Origin of the sequence: Rhizorhapis sp. (assembly GCF_035276005.1) — a bacterium.
Classification (GTDB): Bacteria; Pseudomonadota; Alphaproteobacteria; order Sphingomonadales; family Sphingomonadaceae; genus Rhizorhapis.
The window spans coordinates 1-17,435 of the sequence record NZ_DATEMB010000048.1 but is presented as its reverse complement, the minus strand read 5'-3'; the positions used below and the strand labels follow the sequence as shown (position 1 = coordinate 17,435).

Here is a 17,435-nt window from a genome sequence, read left to right as displayed (position 1 = left end):
CTTCCTGTTTCCAACTCCCGCGAGGGAGAGGGAATTACTTCAGCTCGACGGTCGCGCCGGCTTCTTCGAGCTGCTTCTTCAGCTTCTCGGCTTCGTCCTTGCTGACGCCTTCCTTCACGGCCTTCGGAGCGCCTTCGACCAGCGCCTTGGCTTCGGTGAGACCCAGGCTGGTGATCGCGCGGACTTCCTTGATCACGTTGATCTTCTTGCCACCGTCGTTGACGAGAACGACGTCGAACTCGGTCTTCTCTTCAGCAGCCGGAGCAGCGGCGCCACCACCGGCAGGAGCCGCAACCGCAACCGCGGCGGCGGCGGAAACGCCCCACTTTTCTTCCAGAGCCTTGGACAGTTCAGCGGCTTCCAGAACGGTGAGTTCAGAGAGCTGTTCGACGAGTGCGTTAATGTCTGCCATTTTAATAATCTCCAATTCTAGGCGGGGCATGCGCCCCTTAAATCAAGGGTTGAAATCAAACTAAGGTCAGGCTGCGTCCTTGGTCGCATAAGCGTTGAAGACGCGTGCAAGTTGTGCCGCCGGAGCCTGAGCGATCTGGGCCAGCTTGGTTGCCGGAGCCTGTACCAGGCCGACAATCTTGGCGCGCAGTTCGTCAAGCGAGGGCAGCGAGGCCAGAGCCTTCACGCCTTCCGCATCCAGAAGGGTGTCGCCCATCGCGCCGCCGACAATTTCAAGCTTGTCGGTGGTCTTCGCGAAATCGACCGCTGCCTTGGCGGCGGCGACCGGATCGCTCGATGTGGCGATGGCGGTCGGCCCGGTCAGCAGGCTGCTGATCTGGGCGTAGGCCGTACCTTCGGCTGCGATCTTGGCGAGACGGTTCTTTGCTACTTTGTAGCTGGCGCCTGCTTCGCGCATTTTCGACCGCAGCTGCGTTGACTGAGCCACGGTAAGACCCAGGTTGCGCGTCACCACGACAACACCGGCCTTTTCGAAGGTTGCGTTCAGCGAGGATACCAGCTCAGCTTTTTGAGCACGATCCATGCCATTCTCCACTCTTGCACAGGGCAGGGTGAACCCGGCCATGTGCGGTTAAATCGCAAGGTGGCCAAAGCCGGCCTTACGGTCATTTGTCCGAGGGGAATGTCGCCTGGCCTTCGATCCCCTTGGGGATTTGGGCAGACCCGGCGCGCCAGGGGCGAACCGGTGAAAAACTTTCCCCGTCTTGGCAGGAGATTAAGGAGGGCCAATTCCCCCCACCTGCTGTCTCGGACGGTCATACCCTCTCCCGCTTGCGGGAGAGGGAGGGGCCCAAGCCGCGAGGCTTGGGAGGGTGTGGGCCTGTTCAGGCTGGGCCATTACATGCCCACCCCCGCCCCCTCCCGCAAGCGGGAGGGGAGATTCTGTTACGCCGCCGCCAACTCGGCGACGTCGATCTTCACGCCCGGGCCCATGGAGCTCGAAAGAGCGACCTTGCGGACATATTTGCCCTTGGAGCCCGAGGGCTTCGCCTTGACGATGGCGTCGACGAAAGCCTCGAAATTCTTCTTGAGGTCGGCTTCGGAGAAGCTGACCTTGCCAAGCCCAGCGTGAATGATACCGGCCTTTTCCACGCGGAATTCGATCTGGCCGCCCTTGGCAGCCTTCACGGCTTCGCCGACATTGGGTGTGACGGTGCCGAGCTTGGGGTTCGGCATCAGGCCCTTGGGGCCCAGCACCTTGCCGAGACGGCCGACGAGACCCATCATGTCGGGTGTTGCGATCACGCGTTCAAAGTCGATATTGCCGCCCTGGATGCTTTCAAGCAGGTCTTCGGCACCAACGACATCGGCGCCAGCAGCGGTCGCTTCGGCCGCCTTTTCATTGCGGGCGAAAACGGCGACGCGAACGGTCTTGCCGGTCCCGGCGGGCAGCGTGACGACGCCGCGCACCATCTGGTCGGCGTGACGGGGATCGACGCCCAGGTTCATCGCGATCTCGAGCGTCTCGTCGAACTTGGCGGTAGCGTGCTTCTTCACCAGCGCGATGGCTTCCTCGACACCGTGCATCTTGTTCCGGTCAACGGCTTCAGCGAGAGCCTTCTGCTTCTTGGTCAGCTTTGCCATGTCCTTAGCCCTCCACAACCTGAAGGCCCATGGCCTTTGCCGAACCTTCGATGATGCGGGTCGCCGCCTCGATATCGTTGGCGTTGAGGTCCTTCATCTTGATCTCAGCGATCTCGGCAAGCTGCGAGCGCTTGATCTGTCCGGCGGACACCTTGCCCGGCTCCTTGGAGCCCGACTTCAGCTTCGCGGCCTTCTTGATGAGGAAGGTCGCGGGCGGGGTCTTCGTTTCGAAGGAGAAGCTGCGGTCGGCATAGACGGTGATGATCGTCGGGATCGGCATCGCCTTTTCAAGATCCGCGGTCGCCGCGTTGAAGGCCTTGCAGAATTCCATGATGTTGACGCCGCGCTGACCCAAGGCAGGGCCGATCGGCGGGGACGGGTTCGCGGCGCCCGCAGGCACCTGGAGCTTGATATAGCCCGTAATTTTCTTAGCCATTGTTCACTCACTCTATAGCCGGGTTGCCGCGCCGGGGCGCTTCACCCTGTTTCAAGTTTAGCGGTCAAGCAGCGGCCCGAAGACCGCCTCCCGCGATTTTCCCGGGGCGGACCCCGAAACTTTTCAATCCGTCATGCTGAACTTGTTTCAGCATCCATTGGCTCTGCCGTTGAGCTTCTTTCGAAAGCTTCGGCGCTCATGGACCCTGAAACAAGTTCAGGGTGACGAAAACCTTTATGTTCAACCCAGAGACGCGAGATCCCGGCCTTCGCCGGGATGACGGCCTGTGGGGGCCGTCACTTCGCCAGTTCCACCTGCTCGAAATCGAGTTCGACCGGCGTAGCGCGGCCGAAGATGGACACCGACACCTTCACACGGTTCTTTTCGAAATCCAGTTCTTCCACCACGCCGTTGAAGCTGGCGAAAGGACCGTCGAGAACCTTGACCTGATCGCCAATCTCGTAATTGACGTTAACCTTGTGCTTCGGCGCAGCGGCTGCTTCCTCCTTGGTGTTGAGGATGCGCGCGGCTTCCGCCTCGCTGATCGGCTGCGGCTTTCCGCTCGCGCCGAGAAAGCCCGTCACCTTCGGCGTGTTCTTGATGAGGTGATAGACATCATCGTTCATGTTGAGCTTCGCGAGCACATAGCCCGGAAAGAATTTGCGCTCCGAATGCACCTTCTTGCCCCGGCGCACTTCCGTCACGGTTTCGGTTGGCACCTCGACCGCCTCGACAAGCTGCTCCAGCCCCATGCGCGTGGCCTCGGCCATGATCGCGTCGCGGACCTTGTTCTCGAAACCCGAGTAGGCGTGGATGATGTACCAGCGCGACATGTCTACCCTTCGAACTCCAATCAACAGGCCCTAGCGGGCAAGGCCAAGCAACATCTGAACAATCCACCCGAAGAGCGAATCGATCCCGAAGAAGAACAGGCCGAGCATGCCAGTCATGATCACCACCATGATGGTGGTCATGACGGTTTCGCGACTCGTCGGCCAGACAATCTTGTTCGCCTCCGCGCGCACTTGCCGGACGAAATCGCCGGGGGATGTCTTGGCCACTGCTTCTAACCCGTTCATTCTGAAACAAAAAACAGCGAAACCAAAAGCCGCAGCCGGTCTTGCAACCGGAGCGGCTCTGACCTCGTTCAAAATTCCTTGCGGCCCATAGCCTTATCGGGGCGAGGTTGCAAGTTTTGGCAGGAGTGGAGGGACTCGAACCCCCGGCATTCGGTTTTGGAGACCGACGCTCTACCAGCTGAGCTACACTCCTGCAGCATCAAGGGAGCCGCTATTAGCTTGCACGTGCCGGACGTGCAAGCACATTGCCCATGGTGCCGGCCAAATCCGCCAGCACCGCCCGGCCCCGCGGAAAAATCGCGAGCACGCCCCAGGAAACCGCAAGGCCGATCGCTCCTTTGACCGCCAGATCGACGAGAATGATGTCTGCGAAACGGAAATGCAGCATTTCGTACAGCACCACCGCCATGATGGCATTAGACACGACATGCGGCCAAGCCATGTGGATGAGGTCGCGGGTTGCCACTGGTCCCCGGCGTCCGATCCAGTACCAGACGATAGGCATACGGATGAACATGTCGCTCAGGGCATAGGCGGCGGCCACCCCTGTCGCGCCCCAGGGCAGACCGATCAGGAACGCGGCCACGGACGTTACCGCTACGACCAGGCCCCACCGGGCAAATTCGCCGGTGCGCGACTGGCTGATGAACAGCCAGCCGGTCGTGGCTGATATGGGCTGATGGAGGGCCGCAAAGCCGAGCCAGACGAAGATCGGCACGCTGGGCGCCCAATGCTCGCCAAGTACCGCCGGAATGGCATAGCGGGCGTTCACGAGCATGAAGACCACGCCGGGAAGGGTAAAGAGCGCCAATTGCTGGACAGTGCGGACATAGACCGCACGGTAGCGGCCGGGCTGGTCCACCAGCCGCGAAAGAATCGGGATGACCACGCGTCCGACCGGCTGGTTGATCTGGCTCAGGGGGAAAAGAAGCAGCTTGTAGGCCCTGTCATAATAGCCGAGCTGCGCCGCCCCCGCGAACCGGCCGATCAGGATGTTGTCCAGGTTGCGCGAAAAGAAATTGAAGATGTTGAACCCCAGCATCCCCTTGCCGAAATGGATCATCGGCATCGCCTCCCGCAGCCGGAAGAGGCGGCCAGGACGCCAGCCGGAGGAGAACCAGCAGCCGATCGTAGTCGCGACCGCCGTTACCACGGTGGACGCGACAAGCGCCCAGACGCTGGGATGAATGACCGCCAGCACGACGGCGGCCAGAAAACCGGCAATCCCCGCCAGCACGTCGATCAGTGCCAGTCGCCCGAAATGCATCGAACGGTTGATGAGCGCCTGATGCTGGGAGGAAATGGCGGAAATCAGGATCGAACCGGCCAGCACCAGCACCGGCGCGACCAGGCCCGGTTCATTGTAGAACCAGGCGATAAGCGGCGCGCTGCCCGCGAATATGGCCCCCAGGAACGCCGCCACGCCGCTATTGATCCAGAAAATGGTGCTTAGCTGCTCCGGGGAAATCGATTTTGCCGTTATGATCGCATTGTTGAGGCCAAGCTGGCCAAACAGCATGACGAACAGCATCAACGGCGAAATCATGGCCATCAGCCCAAAATCCTGTGGCGAGAGCAGCCGCGACAGGACGACGACCGAAAGGATCTGGAGAATGGTGCGGAATGCCTGGGCGCCGCCCGTAAAGGCCGCGCCGACCGTCGCCTTGCGCCGTAGATTTTCCAGCGGCGGCTCAGTATCAGCGGCTGGCGTCAATATCTTCCTCCCAGCCCAAACCCAATTTTTCCGCCACCAGATCCGCGAGGGCGAGGGAAGCGGTGAGGCCAGGCGATTCGATTCCGAAAAGATTCACAAGGCCGGGTAGTCCATGATCCTGGGGCCCCGAAACCATGAAATCGGCAGCCGGTTCCCCAGGGCCGCTGAGCTTCGGGCGAATGCCGGCATAGCCAGGCACCAGCCGTTCCGGTTCGAGCTCCGGCCAAATGAGCCGCGCCGCCGCCAGAAAGCCCACATGGCGCGCTGGATCAACGCTATAGTCGATTTCGTCGATCCATTCGACATCGGGACCGAACCGGGCCGAACCGGCCATGTCGAGCGTCAGATGCGTGCCGAGCCCCCCCGGTACCGGCACGGGGTAGACGAGATGGCTGAACGGCGCCCGTCCCGAATAGGTGAAATAGACGCCCCGGGCATAGCGGACCTGCGGCACATGCCCGCTCGCCAGCCCTTGCGTCTGCCGGGCGAGCAGATGAGCGGTCAAGCCCGCCGCATTCACGACCAGCGAAGCAATGGCGGCCGGTTCCGCTTCGCCATCGATATGCACGCCCCATCCGTCGCGGCGCCGTGAAAGACCGGTAACACGGCTCTGGCGCGCGAATTGCGCGCCGCAATCCTCCGCCTCCCCGAGCAGCGACTGCATATAGGCATGCGAATCGATGATGCCGGTCGAAGGAGACAGCAATGCCTCATGACAGCCGAGCAGCGGCTCAAGCGATCGCACCTCTTGTGCGTCCAACCGCCGCAGATCGGTGACCCCCGCCCCCTCGGCGGCGGCCAGGATCGCGTCCAGCGCTACACCTTGTCCGGGGGTCGCCGCAAAGATCAGCTTGCCGCATTGCCTGCAGGGAAGGTCGCGCGCGTAACAATAGTCATAAAGCAGCTTTTTGCCACGGACACATAGCTCCGCTTTCAGCGATCCAAAGGGATAATAGATGCCCGCATGAATGACTTCGCTGTTCCTGGCGCTCGTCCAGGTGCCGAAATCCGCCTCTCCGTCCACGATGACCGTTTCGAGCCCAAGGCGCGCAAATCTGCGGGCTACAGCCAGCCCAACAACGCCAGCGCCGATGACGGCTGCACCAATCCGTGTCACCGAGCCGCCCCCTGTACCATGCCCCTCAACTCCTAGCCCGAAATAGCCATTGGGCCCGAGGCGAGAACTAGCATATCACTAAAATTATAGAAGTATCCGAATGGATAGTTCCGCTGCTCAAACGAAAGAGCATATGGAACCTATAGATATCCAGCGCGGTTACCGCCAAAAACCACGGGTCTCATGAAGGGGTGAATATGGCAACCATCTGTGCCGTGGTGTTGACTTATAACCGCATGGATCTTCTCGATTCCTGCCTCCACGCTATTGTTGCGCAGACGCATCAATGCGACCGCATCGTCGTAATTGACAATGCAAGCACTGACGGAACATTTGGGATGCTCGCCGAAAAATGGGCGGACCGGGTAGAGGTCTATTCCCTGCCCCGGAACATCGGGGCTGCCGGCGGCTTCAACATGGGCATGCGCATTGCCTATCGCACCGGCGCGGACGCCATTTGGGTGATGGATGACGATGTCATTCCCGAGCCCGATGCGCTGGAAAGGCTGATCGCCGCCAATCGCGTTCTGACCGATCGCGAGATTTCGGCGCCTTTTGTCATCTCCACCGCCCGCACGCCGCGCGGCCATGTGACCAATGTGCCTGATGTGGCGAACCGGCGGAACGCGCTTTCCTATCAGGCCTGGCCGGAACTGCTGGAGCACAGGATGGTGCCGGTGCGCAGGGCGACCTTTGTTTCGATCCTGCTGCCCCGCCGGACGCTGGCACGTTTTGGCCTGCCCTTTGCCTCCATGTTCATCTGGGGCGAAGACACCGAGTTCACGCTGCGCATCACCGCCAGCCAGCCGGGCTATATCGTCGGCGACAGCCGCTGCCTCCATGTGCGCCAGATGGACGGAAATCCTGATATTCGCACGGAGAATAACCCGGTGCGGGTCGGCTGGCATTATCATTATATCCGCAACTCGGTGTACACGGTCCGCAAATATGCGCCGCGCCGCACCTGGATGCGGCACATGACCCACAAGCTGCGGCAGGCGCTGTCGCTGTTCATTCAGGGCGAGACAAGCAAGGCCCTGATCGTCATGCGGGGCACGCTTCACGGACTTCGCTTCAAACCGGTGCTGGAGGCGGCTGATGCCCCCTTCGACGATGAAGGCGTCCGCACCGTTGCCTGGTCCGACCGCGGAGCGTCCCTGGCAATGGACGCGCCATCACAAGCGGCGGAGTGAACCCGGCATAAATTGGCGGGGCACTTACTCCCGTTCGTGCCGAGCGCAGTCGAGACACGTCCGCGCCAGGCCAGAGTCACGACTTTGCTCGGGACAGGGTCCTATAAACGGGCGCGAGCCGTCGACATGTTGAGATTCAGAGCAGCCCTGCCAGCGGGGAACTGGGATCGGCATACATGCGCCGCCCCATGCGCCCGGCAAGATAGGCCATGCGGCCTGCTTCCACCGATGCCTTCATCGCGCGGGCCATAAGCACCGGATCCTTTGCCTCTGCGATGGCCGTGTTCATGAGCACGCCGGTGCAGCCAAGCTCCATCGCCACTGCCGCATCGGACGCCGTGCCAACCCCTGCATCGACAAGTACCGGCAGCCTGGTGCCTTCGACGATCAGGCGAATGGTGACACGGTTCTGTATGCCAAGGCCAGAACCGATCGGCGCGCCCAGCGGCATGATCGCAACGGCGCCCGCATCCTCCAGTCGCTTGGCGGCAATGGGATCATCGACGCAATAGACCATGGGCTTGAAGCCCTCCTTGGCAAGGATCTCCGTCGCCCGCAGCGTTTCCACCATGTCCGGGTAAAGCGTCCTTGCCTCCCCCAGCACTTCCAGCTTCACAAGGTCCCAGCCGCCCGCCTCGCGCGCCAGCCGCAGCGTGCGGATCGCATCCTCGGCTGTGAAGCATCCGGCCGTATTGGGCAGATAGGTAATCTTGCTGGGATCGATATAGTCGGTCAGCATGGGGGCTTTGGGATCCGACACATTGACCCGGCGCACGGCCACGGTCACGATCTCTGCCCCTGAAGCCTCCACGGCAGCGGCATTCTGCTCAAAGCTCTTATATTTGCCCGTGCCGACAATCAGGCGCGAGGTGAAGCGTTTGCCCGCCACTTCCCAGCCATCATCGGCCCCGGCATCGCCGCCGCCGACGAAATGGACGATCTCCAATTCATCGCCATCCTCGACCGCCACCTGCCGCAACGTGGAGCGGGGGACGACCTCCAGATTGCGTTCGACCGCGACCTTTTCCGGCGCAAGGCCAAGCTCACCGGCCAGTTCGGCAAGAGTGATCCCCTGGCGCACACGACGATGTTCGCCATTGATCCTGACTGAAATGGTTCCGTCGACGCTCATCCAGCTACCTATCTTCATATTCGCTTTTGCGCATTTCCGCTGGCCGCCATATAGGGAGGCAAACGACCGGCCTGCAACCGAAAGGAAGCCTTAATGGCGGAGCCTGTGGAAAGCCCCAAGAAAATATATGTGCTGAACGGCCCTAATCTGAACCTGCTCGGGACCCGCGAGCCGGAAATCTATGGTTCCGACACGCTGGACGATATTGCCGGACGGCTGGAGGATCAGGCGCGCGAGGCCGGCGCGGAAATCGAGTTCCGCCAATCGAACCATGAGGGGCACCTTATCGACTGGCTGCATGAGGCGCAGGCGGAGGGCGTGCAGGCCGTCATCCTCAATCCCGGCGGTTTCACCCATACGTCGGTGGCCCTGCACGACGCGATCAAGTCGATCGTGACGCCAGTGATCGAGGTGCATCTGTCGAACCCGCACAAGCGCGAGGAATTCCGGCACAAAAGCTATGTGGCGCAGGCCGCCAGAGGCACCATTGCCGGCTTCGGCCCGCTTTCTTATGAACTGGCCCTTTCCGCCGCGCTCAAACTTTAGTCGCAGCACTGTTGCGCTTCGTCCCGCAAGGGAATAGGCGCTTGAGGAAATTTTCCAACGAGGACGTGCATGGCTGACAAGAATGAAGGGGGCGCAATGCAGATCGATGTGAAACTGGTGCGGGATCTGGCCGAAATGCTGGATGTCACCAACCTCTCGGAGATCGAGGTGCAGGATGGCGAGCGCCGCATCCGCGTGGCGCGGACCTTGAGCGCGGTCGCCTATCACGCTGCGCCGCCTGCGCCCGCCGCCGCAGCACCTGCTGCGCCTGCTGCTGTTGAGGCTCCTGCCGCAGCATCTGCCCATAAGAATGCGGTCAAATCTCCAATGGTCGGCACCGTCTATCTGGCGCCTGAACCCGACGCTGCCCCCTTTGTGGCAGTGGGCGGGCAAGTGAAAGCGGGCGATACGCTGCTGATCGTGGAGGCGATGAAGGTGATGAACCCGATCACCGCACCCACGGCAGGCACGGTCAAGGCCTTGCTGGTTGAAAATGGCCAGCCGGTCGAGTTCGATCAGCCTCTCGCCGTCATCGAGTAAGCCGCAGCCATGGGCTTTGAAAAGATCCTGATAGCCAATCGCGGCGAAATCGCGCTCCGGATTCACCGGGCGGCGCATGAGATGGGCATCAAGACGGTGGCGGTGCACTCGACCGCCGACGCGGATGCCATGCATGTGCGGCTGGCGGACGAGGCGATCTGCATCGGCCCTCGCGCCGCAGCCGACAGCTATCTCAACATACCCAATATCATTTCGGCAGCGGAGATTTCGGGCGCGGATGCCATCCACCCCGGCTATGGCTTCCTCTCCGAAAATGCGCAGTTCGCCGAAATTGTCGAGGCGCATGACATCGCCTTCATCGGCCCCAAACCCGAACATATCCGCATCATGGGTGACAAGGTCGAGGCAAAGCGCACTGCAGGCGCGCTGGGCTTGCCGCTGGTGCCGGGCTCTGACGGCGCGATCTCCAGCATTGCCGAGGCGAAGAAGATCGCCCATGAGATCGGTTATCCGGTCCTGATCAAGGCCGCCTCGGGCGGTGGCGGACGCGGCATGAAGGTGGTCCCGTCGGAGGACCAGCTTGAAAGCCTGATGCAGCAAGCGGGATCGGAGGCGAAAGCCGCCTTTGGCGACGCCACCGTCTATATGGAGAAATATCTCGGCAATCCCCGGCATATCGAATTCCAGGTCTTCGGCGACGGCAAGGGCAATGCCATCCACCTGGGTGAGCGCGACTGTTCGCTGCAGCGGCGGCACCAGAAAGTGCTGGAGGAAGCCCCTTCCCCCGTCATTTCGTCGGAAGAGCGGAATCGCATGGGAGAGGTCGTGCGCAAGGCGATGGCCGATATGGGCTATCGCGGGGCGGGCACGATCGAGTTCCTCTATGAGGACGGCCAGTTCTACTTCATCGAGATGAACACCCGGCTTCAGGTCGAACATCCGGTGACCGAGATGATCACTGGCGTCGATCTCGTCCGCGAACAGATCCGCATCGCGGAAGGATTGCCGCTCTCGGTGGCGCAGGAGGACCTCGTCTTTTCCGGCCATGCGATCGAATGCCGCATCAATGCCGAAGATCCCAGGACCTTCGCCCCTTCGCCCGGCACCGTCAGCAGCTACCATGTTCCTGGCGGCATGCATGTGCGGGTCGATAGCGGCCTGTACCAGGGATACCGCGTGCCTCCCTATTATGACAGCATGATAGGGAAGCTGATCGTCTATGGCCGCACGCGCGAGGGCTGCATCATGCGCCTTCGCCGGGCGCTGGAGGAATATGTGATCGAAGGGATGAAGACCACCATCCCGCTGCACCAGAAGCTGCTGCGCGATCCGGAATTCCAGAATGGCGACTATACGATAAAATGGCTGGAAGAGTGGCTCGCGCGGGAGGACAACCAGTGAAGGCGACGATCTGGCACAATCCGAAATGCGGTACATCCCGCAAGACGCTGGCGATCCTTGAGGAGACGCCGGGTGTCGAGCTGGAGGTCATCGAATATCTGAAGGCCCCGCCCCGCCGGGAAAAGCTGGCCGCACTCTACAAGGCCGCAGGCATAACGCCCCGCGACGGGCTTCGCGCCAAGCAGGAGGAGGCAGCGCCCCTCCTTGATGCCGATGACGACTCGATCCTTGACGCCATGGTGGCAAATCCGATCCTGATCGAACGGCCCCTGGTAGAGACCGAAAAAGGCGTCCGCCTCTGCCGCCCGCAGGAAAAGGTGCGGGAGATTTTGTAACGCTGCTGCGTCGAAGCGGCGGTCCTTGCCCCCTCTCCCGTGGGGAGAGGGAAAAGCGGATCGTCCGCTCCTAATCCAAGCCATGCCCATAATATCTTGCCCAAAACTCGCCCTCTCGCCTACCTTGCGCTACAGAAGGTAGGAGACAACATGGCGACGGTGGCGGTTTACAGTCTGAAGGGCGGGGTGGGGAAAACGACATTCGCCATCAATCTCGCCTGGGCCGCGGCCAATATTTCCAAACGCCGGACGCTGATCTGGGACTTGGACCCCCAGGCAGCCTCCACCTACATTTTGATGGACGGCCCCTCGTCCAAAGGTTCCGCACAGGCGATCTTTGCGCGAAATGTCGATGCGATGGACATGGTGCAGCCCTCCAATGTGGAGGGCGTCGACCTGCTGGCCGCAGACACGTCATTGCGGGGCCTCGATCATTTCTTTTTCGAACTGGGCAAGAAGCGGCGGCTGGCAAAGCTGCTGGGCGGTCTTTCCAGGCATTATGACCGCATCATCCTCGATTGCCCACCGAACCTCACCCAGACGAGCGAACAGGTGCTTCGCGCCGCCGACCTTGTCATAGTGCCCGTAATCCCGGCGCCGCTGTCACAACGGGCGTTGATGGAGGTCGTCAATTTCCTCGACCGCCAGAAAAGCCGTCACGCGCCAATCCTCCCGGTCTATTCGATGGTCGACCGGCGCCGGTCCTTGCACCGTGTCGCCCTGGAGGAAAAAGCGGATTGGCCCGTTGTCCCAATGGCAAGCTCCGTCGAGCAGATGTCCGTCCGCAAAGCCCCTCTCGGCGAATTCGAACCGCATTGCCCCGCCGCCAAGGCGTTCACAAGGCTGTGGACCGGGGTTGAACGCAAGTTGCGGACGCAGGGTTAGGCTATCAAAGAGAAGCGGGGTCCCTGCCTGCGCAGGGACGACGGAAAAAAGATCAGATGGAACGTCCTATTTGACCCATCCCCTGACCCCCCTTTCTGTCATCCTCAGCGGCAGCAAGTCCCAGCGTCCGCCATCACCTGGCGGCCATTACGCCACTGCGCTCCGCTGCATTCCGGCGAACAGGGCCAATGCTTCATTGGCTGGCATGGGACGGCCATAATAATAGCCCTGGATTTTCTTGCAGCCGAGACGATTGATCATCTCCGCCTCTTCCTGATTTTCCACGCCCTCGGCGGTGGTCGACATGCCAAGGCTGTCCGCCAGCGCAACAACTGCGCGAATGATGGCGATGCTTTCCGGCACATTTTTGGAAGCACCCTGAACGAAGCTGCGGTCGATCTTTATGGTGCTGAACCTCGTCTTGCGGAGATAGCCGAGCGAGGAATAGCCGGTTCCGAAATCGTCCAGCGACAATTTGACGCCCAGCGCCAATATGCGGTCCAGGATCTGCTCAGCCCCGGTGCCCTGCATGAACACGCTTTCGGTAACTTCCAGCTCCAGCCGGTAGGGGGGCAAGCCGCTATGCGCCAGCGCCGAGGTTACGGCAGTGACGAAATTGGGGTCGGTAAGCTGCTCAGCCGACACATTGACGGCGACGCGGACATGGGAAGGCCAGTTCATTGCCTCCACACAGGCGGTGCGCAGCACCCATTCGCCGATGGGGGCAATGAGCCGCGCCTCTTCCGCGACCGGGATGAACTTGACCGGCGAAATTGCGCCCATTTCGGGGTGGGTCCAGCGGACGAGGGATTCAAAGCCCTCTACCGCTCCGGAGGCGGCATTGACTACCGGCTGATAGGCGAGGTGCAGTTGCTGCTTCTCAAGCGCCTCGCGAAGCGCGATCTCCAGCACCCGCCGCTCCTCGGCATGGGCGTGCAGTCGGTGCTCATAGTTGTGGTGCAGGCCACCGCCCGCTTCTTTCGACCGGTAAAGCGCCAGGTCAGCGCTACGGATCAGCGTTTCCGGCGTGCGGCCATCGCGCGGCCCGATTGCCGATCCGACGCTGGCGCCGATGTAGAGAACATGCTGATCGACTTCATAAGGCCGCGACAGCGCCTCTATGATTTCGAGGGACAGCCGTTCCACATAATCGGTGTCATGCACTTCGCGGATCACCACCGCAAATTCGTCCCCGCCGAGCCGGCCGCACAGCTCATTCTTTGAGCAGACATGGCGCAGCCGCTCCGAAACGCGCGCGAGCAGCCGGTCCCCCACTAGGTGGCCGAGCGTGTCATTGACTGCCTTGAACCGGTCGAGATCGATCATCAGGAAACCGCAGCGCCTGTTCCACCGCTCCATTTCCTGCATCGCATGATCCAGCACTTCAGTGAGATGCAGGCGATTGGGCAAGCTCGTAAGCGTGTCAAAATGTGCGAGCTGCGCAATCTTTTCCGAAGATTCGCGCTGCTTGGTGACATCCGAACCTACGCCCCGGAACCCTTGGAACGCCCCCTTTTCATCGACGCGAGGCGAAGCGGACAGCTCCCACCAATGCCGCTGCCCGCCGATGTCCACGTCGAGCACCAGATTGGCGAAGCTTTCCCGCCGCTTGATCTTTTCCGCCAGTTCATGGAGCGCCCGCGAAAACTGGCCCGACTCCCAGGCACTGCCCGCCAGCAGCTGCAATAGCGGCTTGCCCTCGATTTCGGCCGCGTCCATGCCAAGGGCGCGCGCAAAGCGGGGTGAAACATCCGTCACCCGGCGCGCAGCATCCGTCTGCCAAAGCCAATCGGCGTTGCTGTCCTCAAATTCGCGCAGCAGCAGGCTCACCACCTCGCTTTTTTCCTGAAGCTGCGTGGTCGCCGTGACCTGCGTGCTGTAGGCGCGGGCATGCCGCAGGCTGGCCACGATCAGCAGCAAAGCATAGCAGACCACCACAGCCGGGAGTTGGAAGGAGCCTATTCCCATCATCATATAGGCGTTGGCGCCGCCCAATATGGTAAGGAACAACAGCGTCGAAAGCGGCAAGCCGATATAAGTCAGCGCCGTTCCCGCCATGATGCAACTCATCAGTGCCCAGACCGAAATGAGTTCGACCGGATTGCCCGAATGGGCGAAGAGGACGGACGGAACGGCCCAGATCAGGCCCAACGCAAACATCCATGCCCCGTCGCGGAGGACAGTGGAAGCATTGACCCCGGCATGGTCGGCCTGGATTCTGGCTCGTCCGCCACGATGATAGAGACCGCCGACGCCAACCGCGAGCAGAACCCACCCGCCAAGAAGCAGCCAGCTTACGGTGGCCGCAAAAACGCCGCATATGAAGATCACGGCAAAGCCGAACAGCAGGAAATAGAGAGAGCCCAGACGGTCGATCGAGCGGAACTGGGAGCGGCGCAATTGCTCCACATCCATGTCAGCAGGGCTGGAAAAGCCCATGAGCACGCCCAAGGGAAGCTTTTGCGACGTCATCACCACATCTTCGAAGCAGGTTGCCGGGTAAAGGCCAGCTTAAGAAAGCGAAGTTAGCGAATGGTAACCGTGACGCGGATTTTGCAGATTGCTTTAATTGAACGCCTTCACCCTGCTGCGTGGCGGAGGCGCTTCAAGGCTGCATCCCGCCCGATGAGCGGCAATAGCGCGCCCATGTCGGGACCATGTTCGCGGCCGGTGAGGGCAAGGCGAAGCGGCAGGAACAGGGACTTGCCCTTGCGCCCGGTCCGCTCCTTCAGCACACCGGTCCATTCTTTCCAGACCTCATTACCCCAGGAGAGCGCCGCCAGGGCATCGATAGCCTCGCCAATGAAAGCCCGGTCTTCTGCTTCCAGCGCCGGGACGTCCAGAGGACCAGTGACCACCAACCACCAATCCCTGACCTGATTCACCTTTTCTAGATTGGGCCGGATCGCCGCCCATGCAGCCGCATCCATCCCATCGGGCAAGCGGTCCTTCACCGCCTCATAATCCAGCATGTGAACGATGCGCTGGTTGAGGGCCCCAAGTTCGGCTTCGTCGAACCGGGCGGGCGCGCGGCCGAACCGGGCGAAATCAAAGCCGGGCAAGAGCGGCGCGGGGTCAGTCACAGGCTCTACAGGATCGCTGGTCCCGATCCGCGCCAACAGCGCAATCAGCGCGACCGGCTCAATGTCCTGTTCACGAAAGGCGGCGACGCCCAGAGAACCGAGCCGCTTGGAAAGCTTTCCTTCTGTCCCGGTCAGCAGCGCCTCATGCGCGAAGGCAGGAGGCGGGGCGCCCAAGGCCGTGAACATCTGTATCTGAGTCGCCGTGTTCGAAACATGATCCTCGCCACGCACGACATGGGTGATGCCCATATCGACATCGTCAATGACCGACGGCAGCATGTAAAGCCAGGAGCCGTCCTCCCGCCGGATGACGGGATCGCTGATCAGCTTCGGATCGAAATGCTGCGGTCCCCGAATCAGGTCCGTCCATTCGATCGGCGACTCATGCTCGAGCTTGAAGCGCCAGTGCGGCCGCCGCCCATCTGCTTCGAACACCGACCTCTGCTCGTCCGTGAGCGAAAGCGCCGCGCGGTCATAGACAGGAGGGAGGCCGCGGCCCAGGAGCACCTTGCGCTTCAGATCCAACTCCTGAGCGGTCTCGTAGCAGGGATAGACCCGTCCGGCTGCCTTCAGCCGTTCAAACTGCGCCTCATAAAGGGCAAAGCGCGCCGACTGCCGCTCTTCCCCGTCGGGGGTCAGGCCAAGCCAGGCAAGATCGGCCCGGATCCCCTCCGCATATTCCTCCCTGGACCGCTCCACATCGGTATCGTCGAGCCGCAGCAGGAAGCGCCCGCCATTTTTGCGCGCCCACATCCAGTTATGAAGCGCAGCACGGATATTGCCGACATGAAGATGCCCAGTGGGGGAAGGAGCAAAGCGGGTAATCACCGTCATTTTTTCTGTTCTCTCATCTTGCGTTCCGCTTCCTCGCGATGCGCCATGAAATGCGATGCCCAGCGCAGGCCCATGCCCGACACCGAAGTAGCCACGCCGCCGAGCAGGGCGTAGGTCAGCCAGCGGCTTTCATGCGCGGACTTCCATGACACGATCGCGAGCAGGAGCACGCTGATAATGGACACGGCATAGCCCAAGGTCTTGATGAAGAAGGCCGTGCTCATGAGGTCCGGAATGCGTTGGTGATGGGATAGCGCCGGTCGCGCCCGAAATTGCGGGTGCCCAGTTTCACGCCGGGCGGGGCTTGGCGGCGCTTATACTCGGCGACATAGAGCAGCCGCTCGATCCGGGCGACCGTCTCCTCCTCGAAACCTCGGGCGACCAGTTGCGCGACGGACAGTTCCTCCTCGACCAGGCCATAAAGGATGGGATCAAGCACCTCATAGGGAGGCAGGCTGTCCTCATCCTTCTGATCTTCGCGCAATTCCGCGCTCGGCGGCTTGGTGATCACCCGTTCCGGCATCACAGGCCCTTCAGGCCCAAGCGCGAAAGGGGCGCGGTTCTCATTCCGCCAGCGGGACAGGTCAAAGACGGTCGTCTTATAGGCATCCTTCAGCACGGAATAGCCGCCCGCCATATCCCCATAAATAGTGGCATAGCCGACCGACATCTCGCTCTTGTTGCCGGTGGTGAGCAGCATATGGCCAAATTTGTTGGAGAGGGCCATCAGCGTGACGCCACGAATGCGGGACTGAAGATTTTCCTCGGTAAGATCGGGCTTTCTACCCTCAAAGGCCGGCGACAGCATGGCGTCGAAGGCTTCCACCGCCGGACCGATGGGAATGCTATCAAGGCGGCAGCCCAGCATGCGCGCGCATTCGGCCGCGTCCTCAAGGCTTTCCTTGCTGGTGTAGCGGGAGGGCAGCATCACGCACCAAACGCGGTCGGCGCCAAGGGCATCCACAGCGACCGCCGCCGACAAGGCGCTGTCAATGCCGCCGGACAGCCCAAGCACCACGCCGGGGAAGCGGTTGCGGTTCACATAGTCGCGAAGGCCAAGGACCATCGCATTGTAAACATCTTCGGGGTAGGGATTGGGCGTGGCGAGGTCCCCCTGCGCACAT

The 17,435-nt window shown here is 61.4% G+C and carries 19 protein-coding genes and 1 tRNA gene; 6 read left to right on the top strand and 14 right to left on the bottom strand.

Annotated elements, in window-relative coordinates:
• Positions 1–34: 34 nt before the first annotated feature.
• The 9 genes from rplL to VJS46_RS10605 all read right to left on the bottom strand — a co-directional run bounded on the left by rplL (position 35) and on the right by VJS46_RS10605 (position 6,401).
• Complete coding sequence (gene rplL / locus VJS46_RS10645; RefSeq protein WP_324060017.1) at positions 35–412, bottom strand: 50S ribosomal protein L7/L12; 378 nt, start codon at positions 410–412, stop codon at positions 35–37.
• 66 nt (positions 413–478) lie between these two features.
• Positions 479–994, bottom strand: a complete 516-nt coding sequence (gene rplJ / locus VJS46_RS10640) for a 50S ribosomal protein L10 (protein WP_324060030.1) — start codon at positions 992–994, stop codon at positions 479–481.
• Between the two features lie 362 nt (positions 995–1,356).
• The gene (gene rplA, locus VJS46_RS10635) at positions 1,357–2,055 is read right to left on the bottom strand and encodes a 50S ribosomal protein L1 (protein WP_324060016.1); all 699 of its coding nucleotides are present in this window, start codon (positions 2,053–2,055) and stop codon (positions 1,357–1,359) included.
• 4 nt (positions 2,056–2,059) lie between these two features.
• A complete protein-coding gene (rplK, locus tag VJS46_RS10630) occupies positions 2,060–2,491 on the bottom strand; it encodes a 50S ribosomal protein L11 (RefSeq protein ID WP_324060015.1) in 432 nt (143 codons plus the stop codon).
• 296 nt (positions 2,492–2,787) lie between these two features.
• On the bottom strand, positions 2,788–3,324 hold the full coding sequence (nusG, locus tag VJS46_RS10625; RefSeq protein ID WP_324060014.1) for a transcription termination/antitermination protein NusG: 537 nt from the start codon (positions 3,322–3,324) through the stop codon (positions 2,788–2,790).
• 30 nt (positions 3,325–3,354) lie between these two features.
• Positions 3,355–3,552 (bottom strand): preprotein translocase subunit SecE, encoded by a 198-nt coding sequence (gene secE / locus VJS46_RS10620; RefSeq protein WP_324060029.1) that lies wholly within the window; start codon positions 3,550–3,552, stop codon positions 3,355–3,357.
• Positions 3,553–3,687: 135 nt separating this feature from the next.
• Positions 3,688–3,763 (bottom strand) — tRNA-Trp (locus VJS46_RS10615).
• Between the two features lie 21 nt (positions 3,764–3,784).
• Positions 3,785–5,284: a lipopolysaccharide biosynthesis protein gene (locus tag VJS46_RS10610; protein WP_324060013.1), complete on the bottom strand. Its 1,500-nt coding sequence runs from the start codon at positions 5,282–5,284 to the stop codon at positions 3,785–3,787.
• Complete coding sequence (locus VJS46_RS10605) at positions 5,268–6,401, bottom strand: NAD(P)/FAD-dependent oxidoreductase (protein WP_324060012.1); 1,134 nt, start codon at positions 6,399–6,401, stop codon at positions 5,268–5,270. The genes VJS46_RS10610 and VJS46_RS10605 overlap by 17 nt, the downstream gene beginning before the upstream one ends.
• 197 nt (positions 6,402–6,598) lie before the next feature.
• Between VJS46_RS10605 and VJS46_RS10600 the strand changes: the two genes are divergently transcribed.
• The gene (locus VJS46_RS10600) at positions 6,599–7,594 is read left to right on the top strand and encodes a glycosyltransferase family 2 protein (RefSeq protein WP_324060011.1); all 996 of its coding nucleotides are present in this window, start codon (positions 6,599–6,601) and stop codon (positions 7,592–7,594) included.
• A gap of 136 nt (positions 7,595–7,730) precedes the next feature.
• On the opposite strand, the gene thiS is transcribed toward VJS46_RS10600, so the two are convergent.
• Entirely contained in the window at positions 7,731–8,726 is a 996-nt protein-coding gene (thiS, locus tag VJS46_RS10595) for a sulfur carrier protein ThiS (RefSeq protein WP_324060028.1), read from the bottom strand.
• Between the two features lie 93 nt (positions 8,727–8,819).
• Between thiS and aroQ the strand changes: the two genes are divergently transcribed.
• The 5 genes from aroQ (at position 8,820) to VJS46_RS10570 (ending at position 12,394) form a co-directional block, all read left to right on the top strand.
• Positions 8,820–9,272, top strand: coding sequence for a type II 3-dehydroquinate dehydratase (gene aroQ / locus VJS46_RS10590; protein WP_414708002.1), 453 nt, complete (start codon positions 8,820–8,822; stop codon positions 9,270–9,272).
• Positions 9,273–9,341: 69 nt separating this feature from the next.
• Positions 9,342–9,812, top strand: coding sequence for an acetyl-CoA carboxylase biotin carboxyl carrier protein (gene accB / locus VJS46_RS10585; protein ID WP_324060010.1), 471 nt, complete (start codon positions 9,342–9,344; stop codon positions 9,810–9,812).
• A 9-nt stretch (positions 9,813–9,821) separates the two neighbouring features.
• Positions 9,822–11,174 (top strand): acetyl-CoA carboxylase biotin carboxylase subunit, encoded by a 1,353-nt coding sequence (gene accC, locus VJS46_RS10580; RefSeq protein WP_324060009.1) that lies wholly within the window; start codon positions 9,822–9,824, stop codon positions 11,172–11,174.
• The gene (gene arsC / locus VJS46_RS10575; protein ID WP_324060008.1) at positions 11,171–11,509 is read left to right on the top strand and encodes an arsenate reductase (glutaredoxin); all 339 of its coding nucleotides are present in this window, start codon (positions 11,171–11,173) and stop codon (positions 11,507–11,509) included. Before accC ends, arsC begins: the two co-directional genes overlap by 4 nt.
• Before the next feature lie 150 nt (positions 11,510–11,659).
• A complete protein-coding gene (locus VJS46_RS10570; protein ID WP_324060007.1) occupies positions 11,660–12,394 on the top strand; it encodes a ParA family protein in 735 nt (244 codons plus the stop codon).
• 147 nt (positions 12,395–12,541) lie between these two features.
• Here the strand turns inward: VJS46_RS10570 and VJS46_RS10565 are convergent, their stop codons facing one another.
• The 4 genes from VJS46_RS10565 to VJS46_RS10550 form a co-directional block, all read right to left on the bottom strand.
• The gene (locus tag VJS46_RS10565; RefSeq protein ID WP_324060006.1) at positions 12,542–14,866 is read right to left on the bottom strand and encodes a putative bifunctional diguanylate cyclase/phosphodiesterase; all 2,325 of its coding nucleotides are present in this window, start codon (positions 14,864–14,866) and stop codon (positions 12,542–12,544) included.
• 107 nt (positions 14,867–14,973) lie between these two features.
• Entirely contained in the window at positions 14,974–16,311 is a 1,338-nt protein-coding gene (gltX, locus tag VJS46_RS10560; protein ID WP_324060005.1) for a glutamate--tRNA ligase, read from the bottom strand.
• Entirely contained in the window at positions 16,308–16,535 is a 228-nt protein-coding gene (locus VJS46_RS10555; RefSeq protein ID WP_324060004.1) for a hypothetical protein, read from the bottom strand. Before VJS46_RS10555 ends, gltX begins: the two co-directional genes overlap by 4 nt.
• On the bottom strand, positions 16,532–17,435 hold a 904-nt coding region (locus VJS46_RS10550; protein WP_324060003.1), incomplete at its 5' end, for an NAD+ synthase. The genes VJS46_RS10555 and VJS46_RS10550, both read right to left, overlap by 4 nt.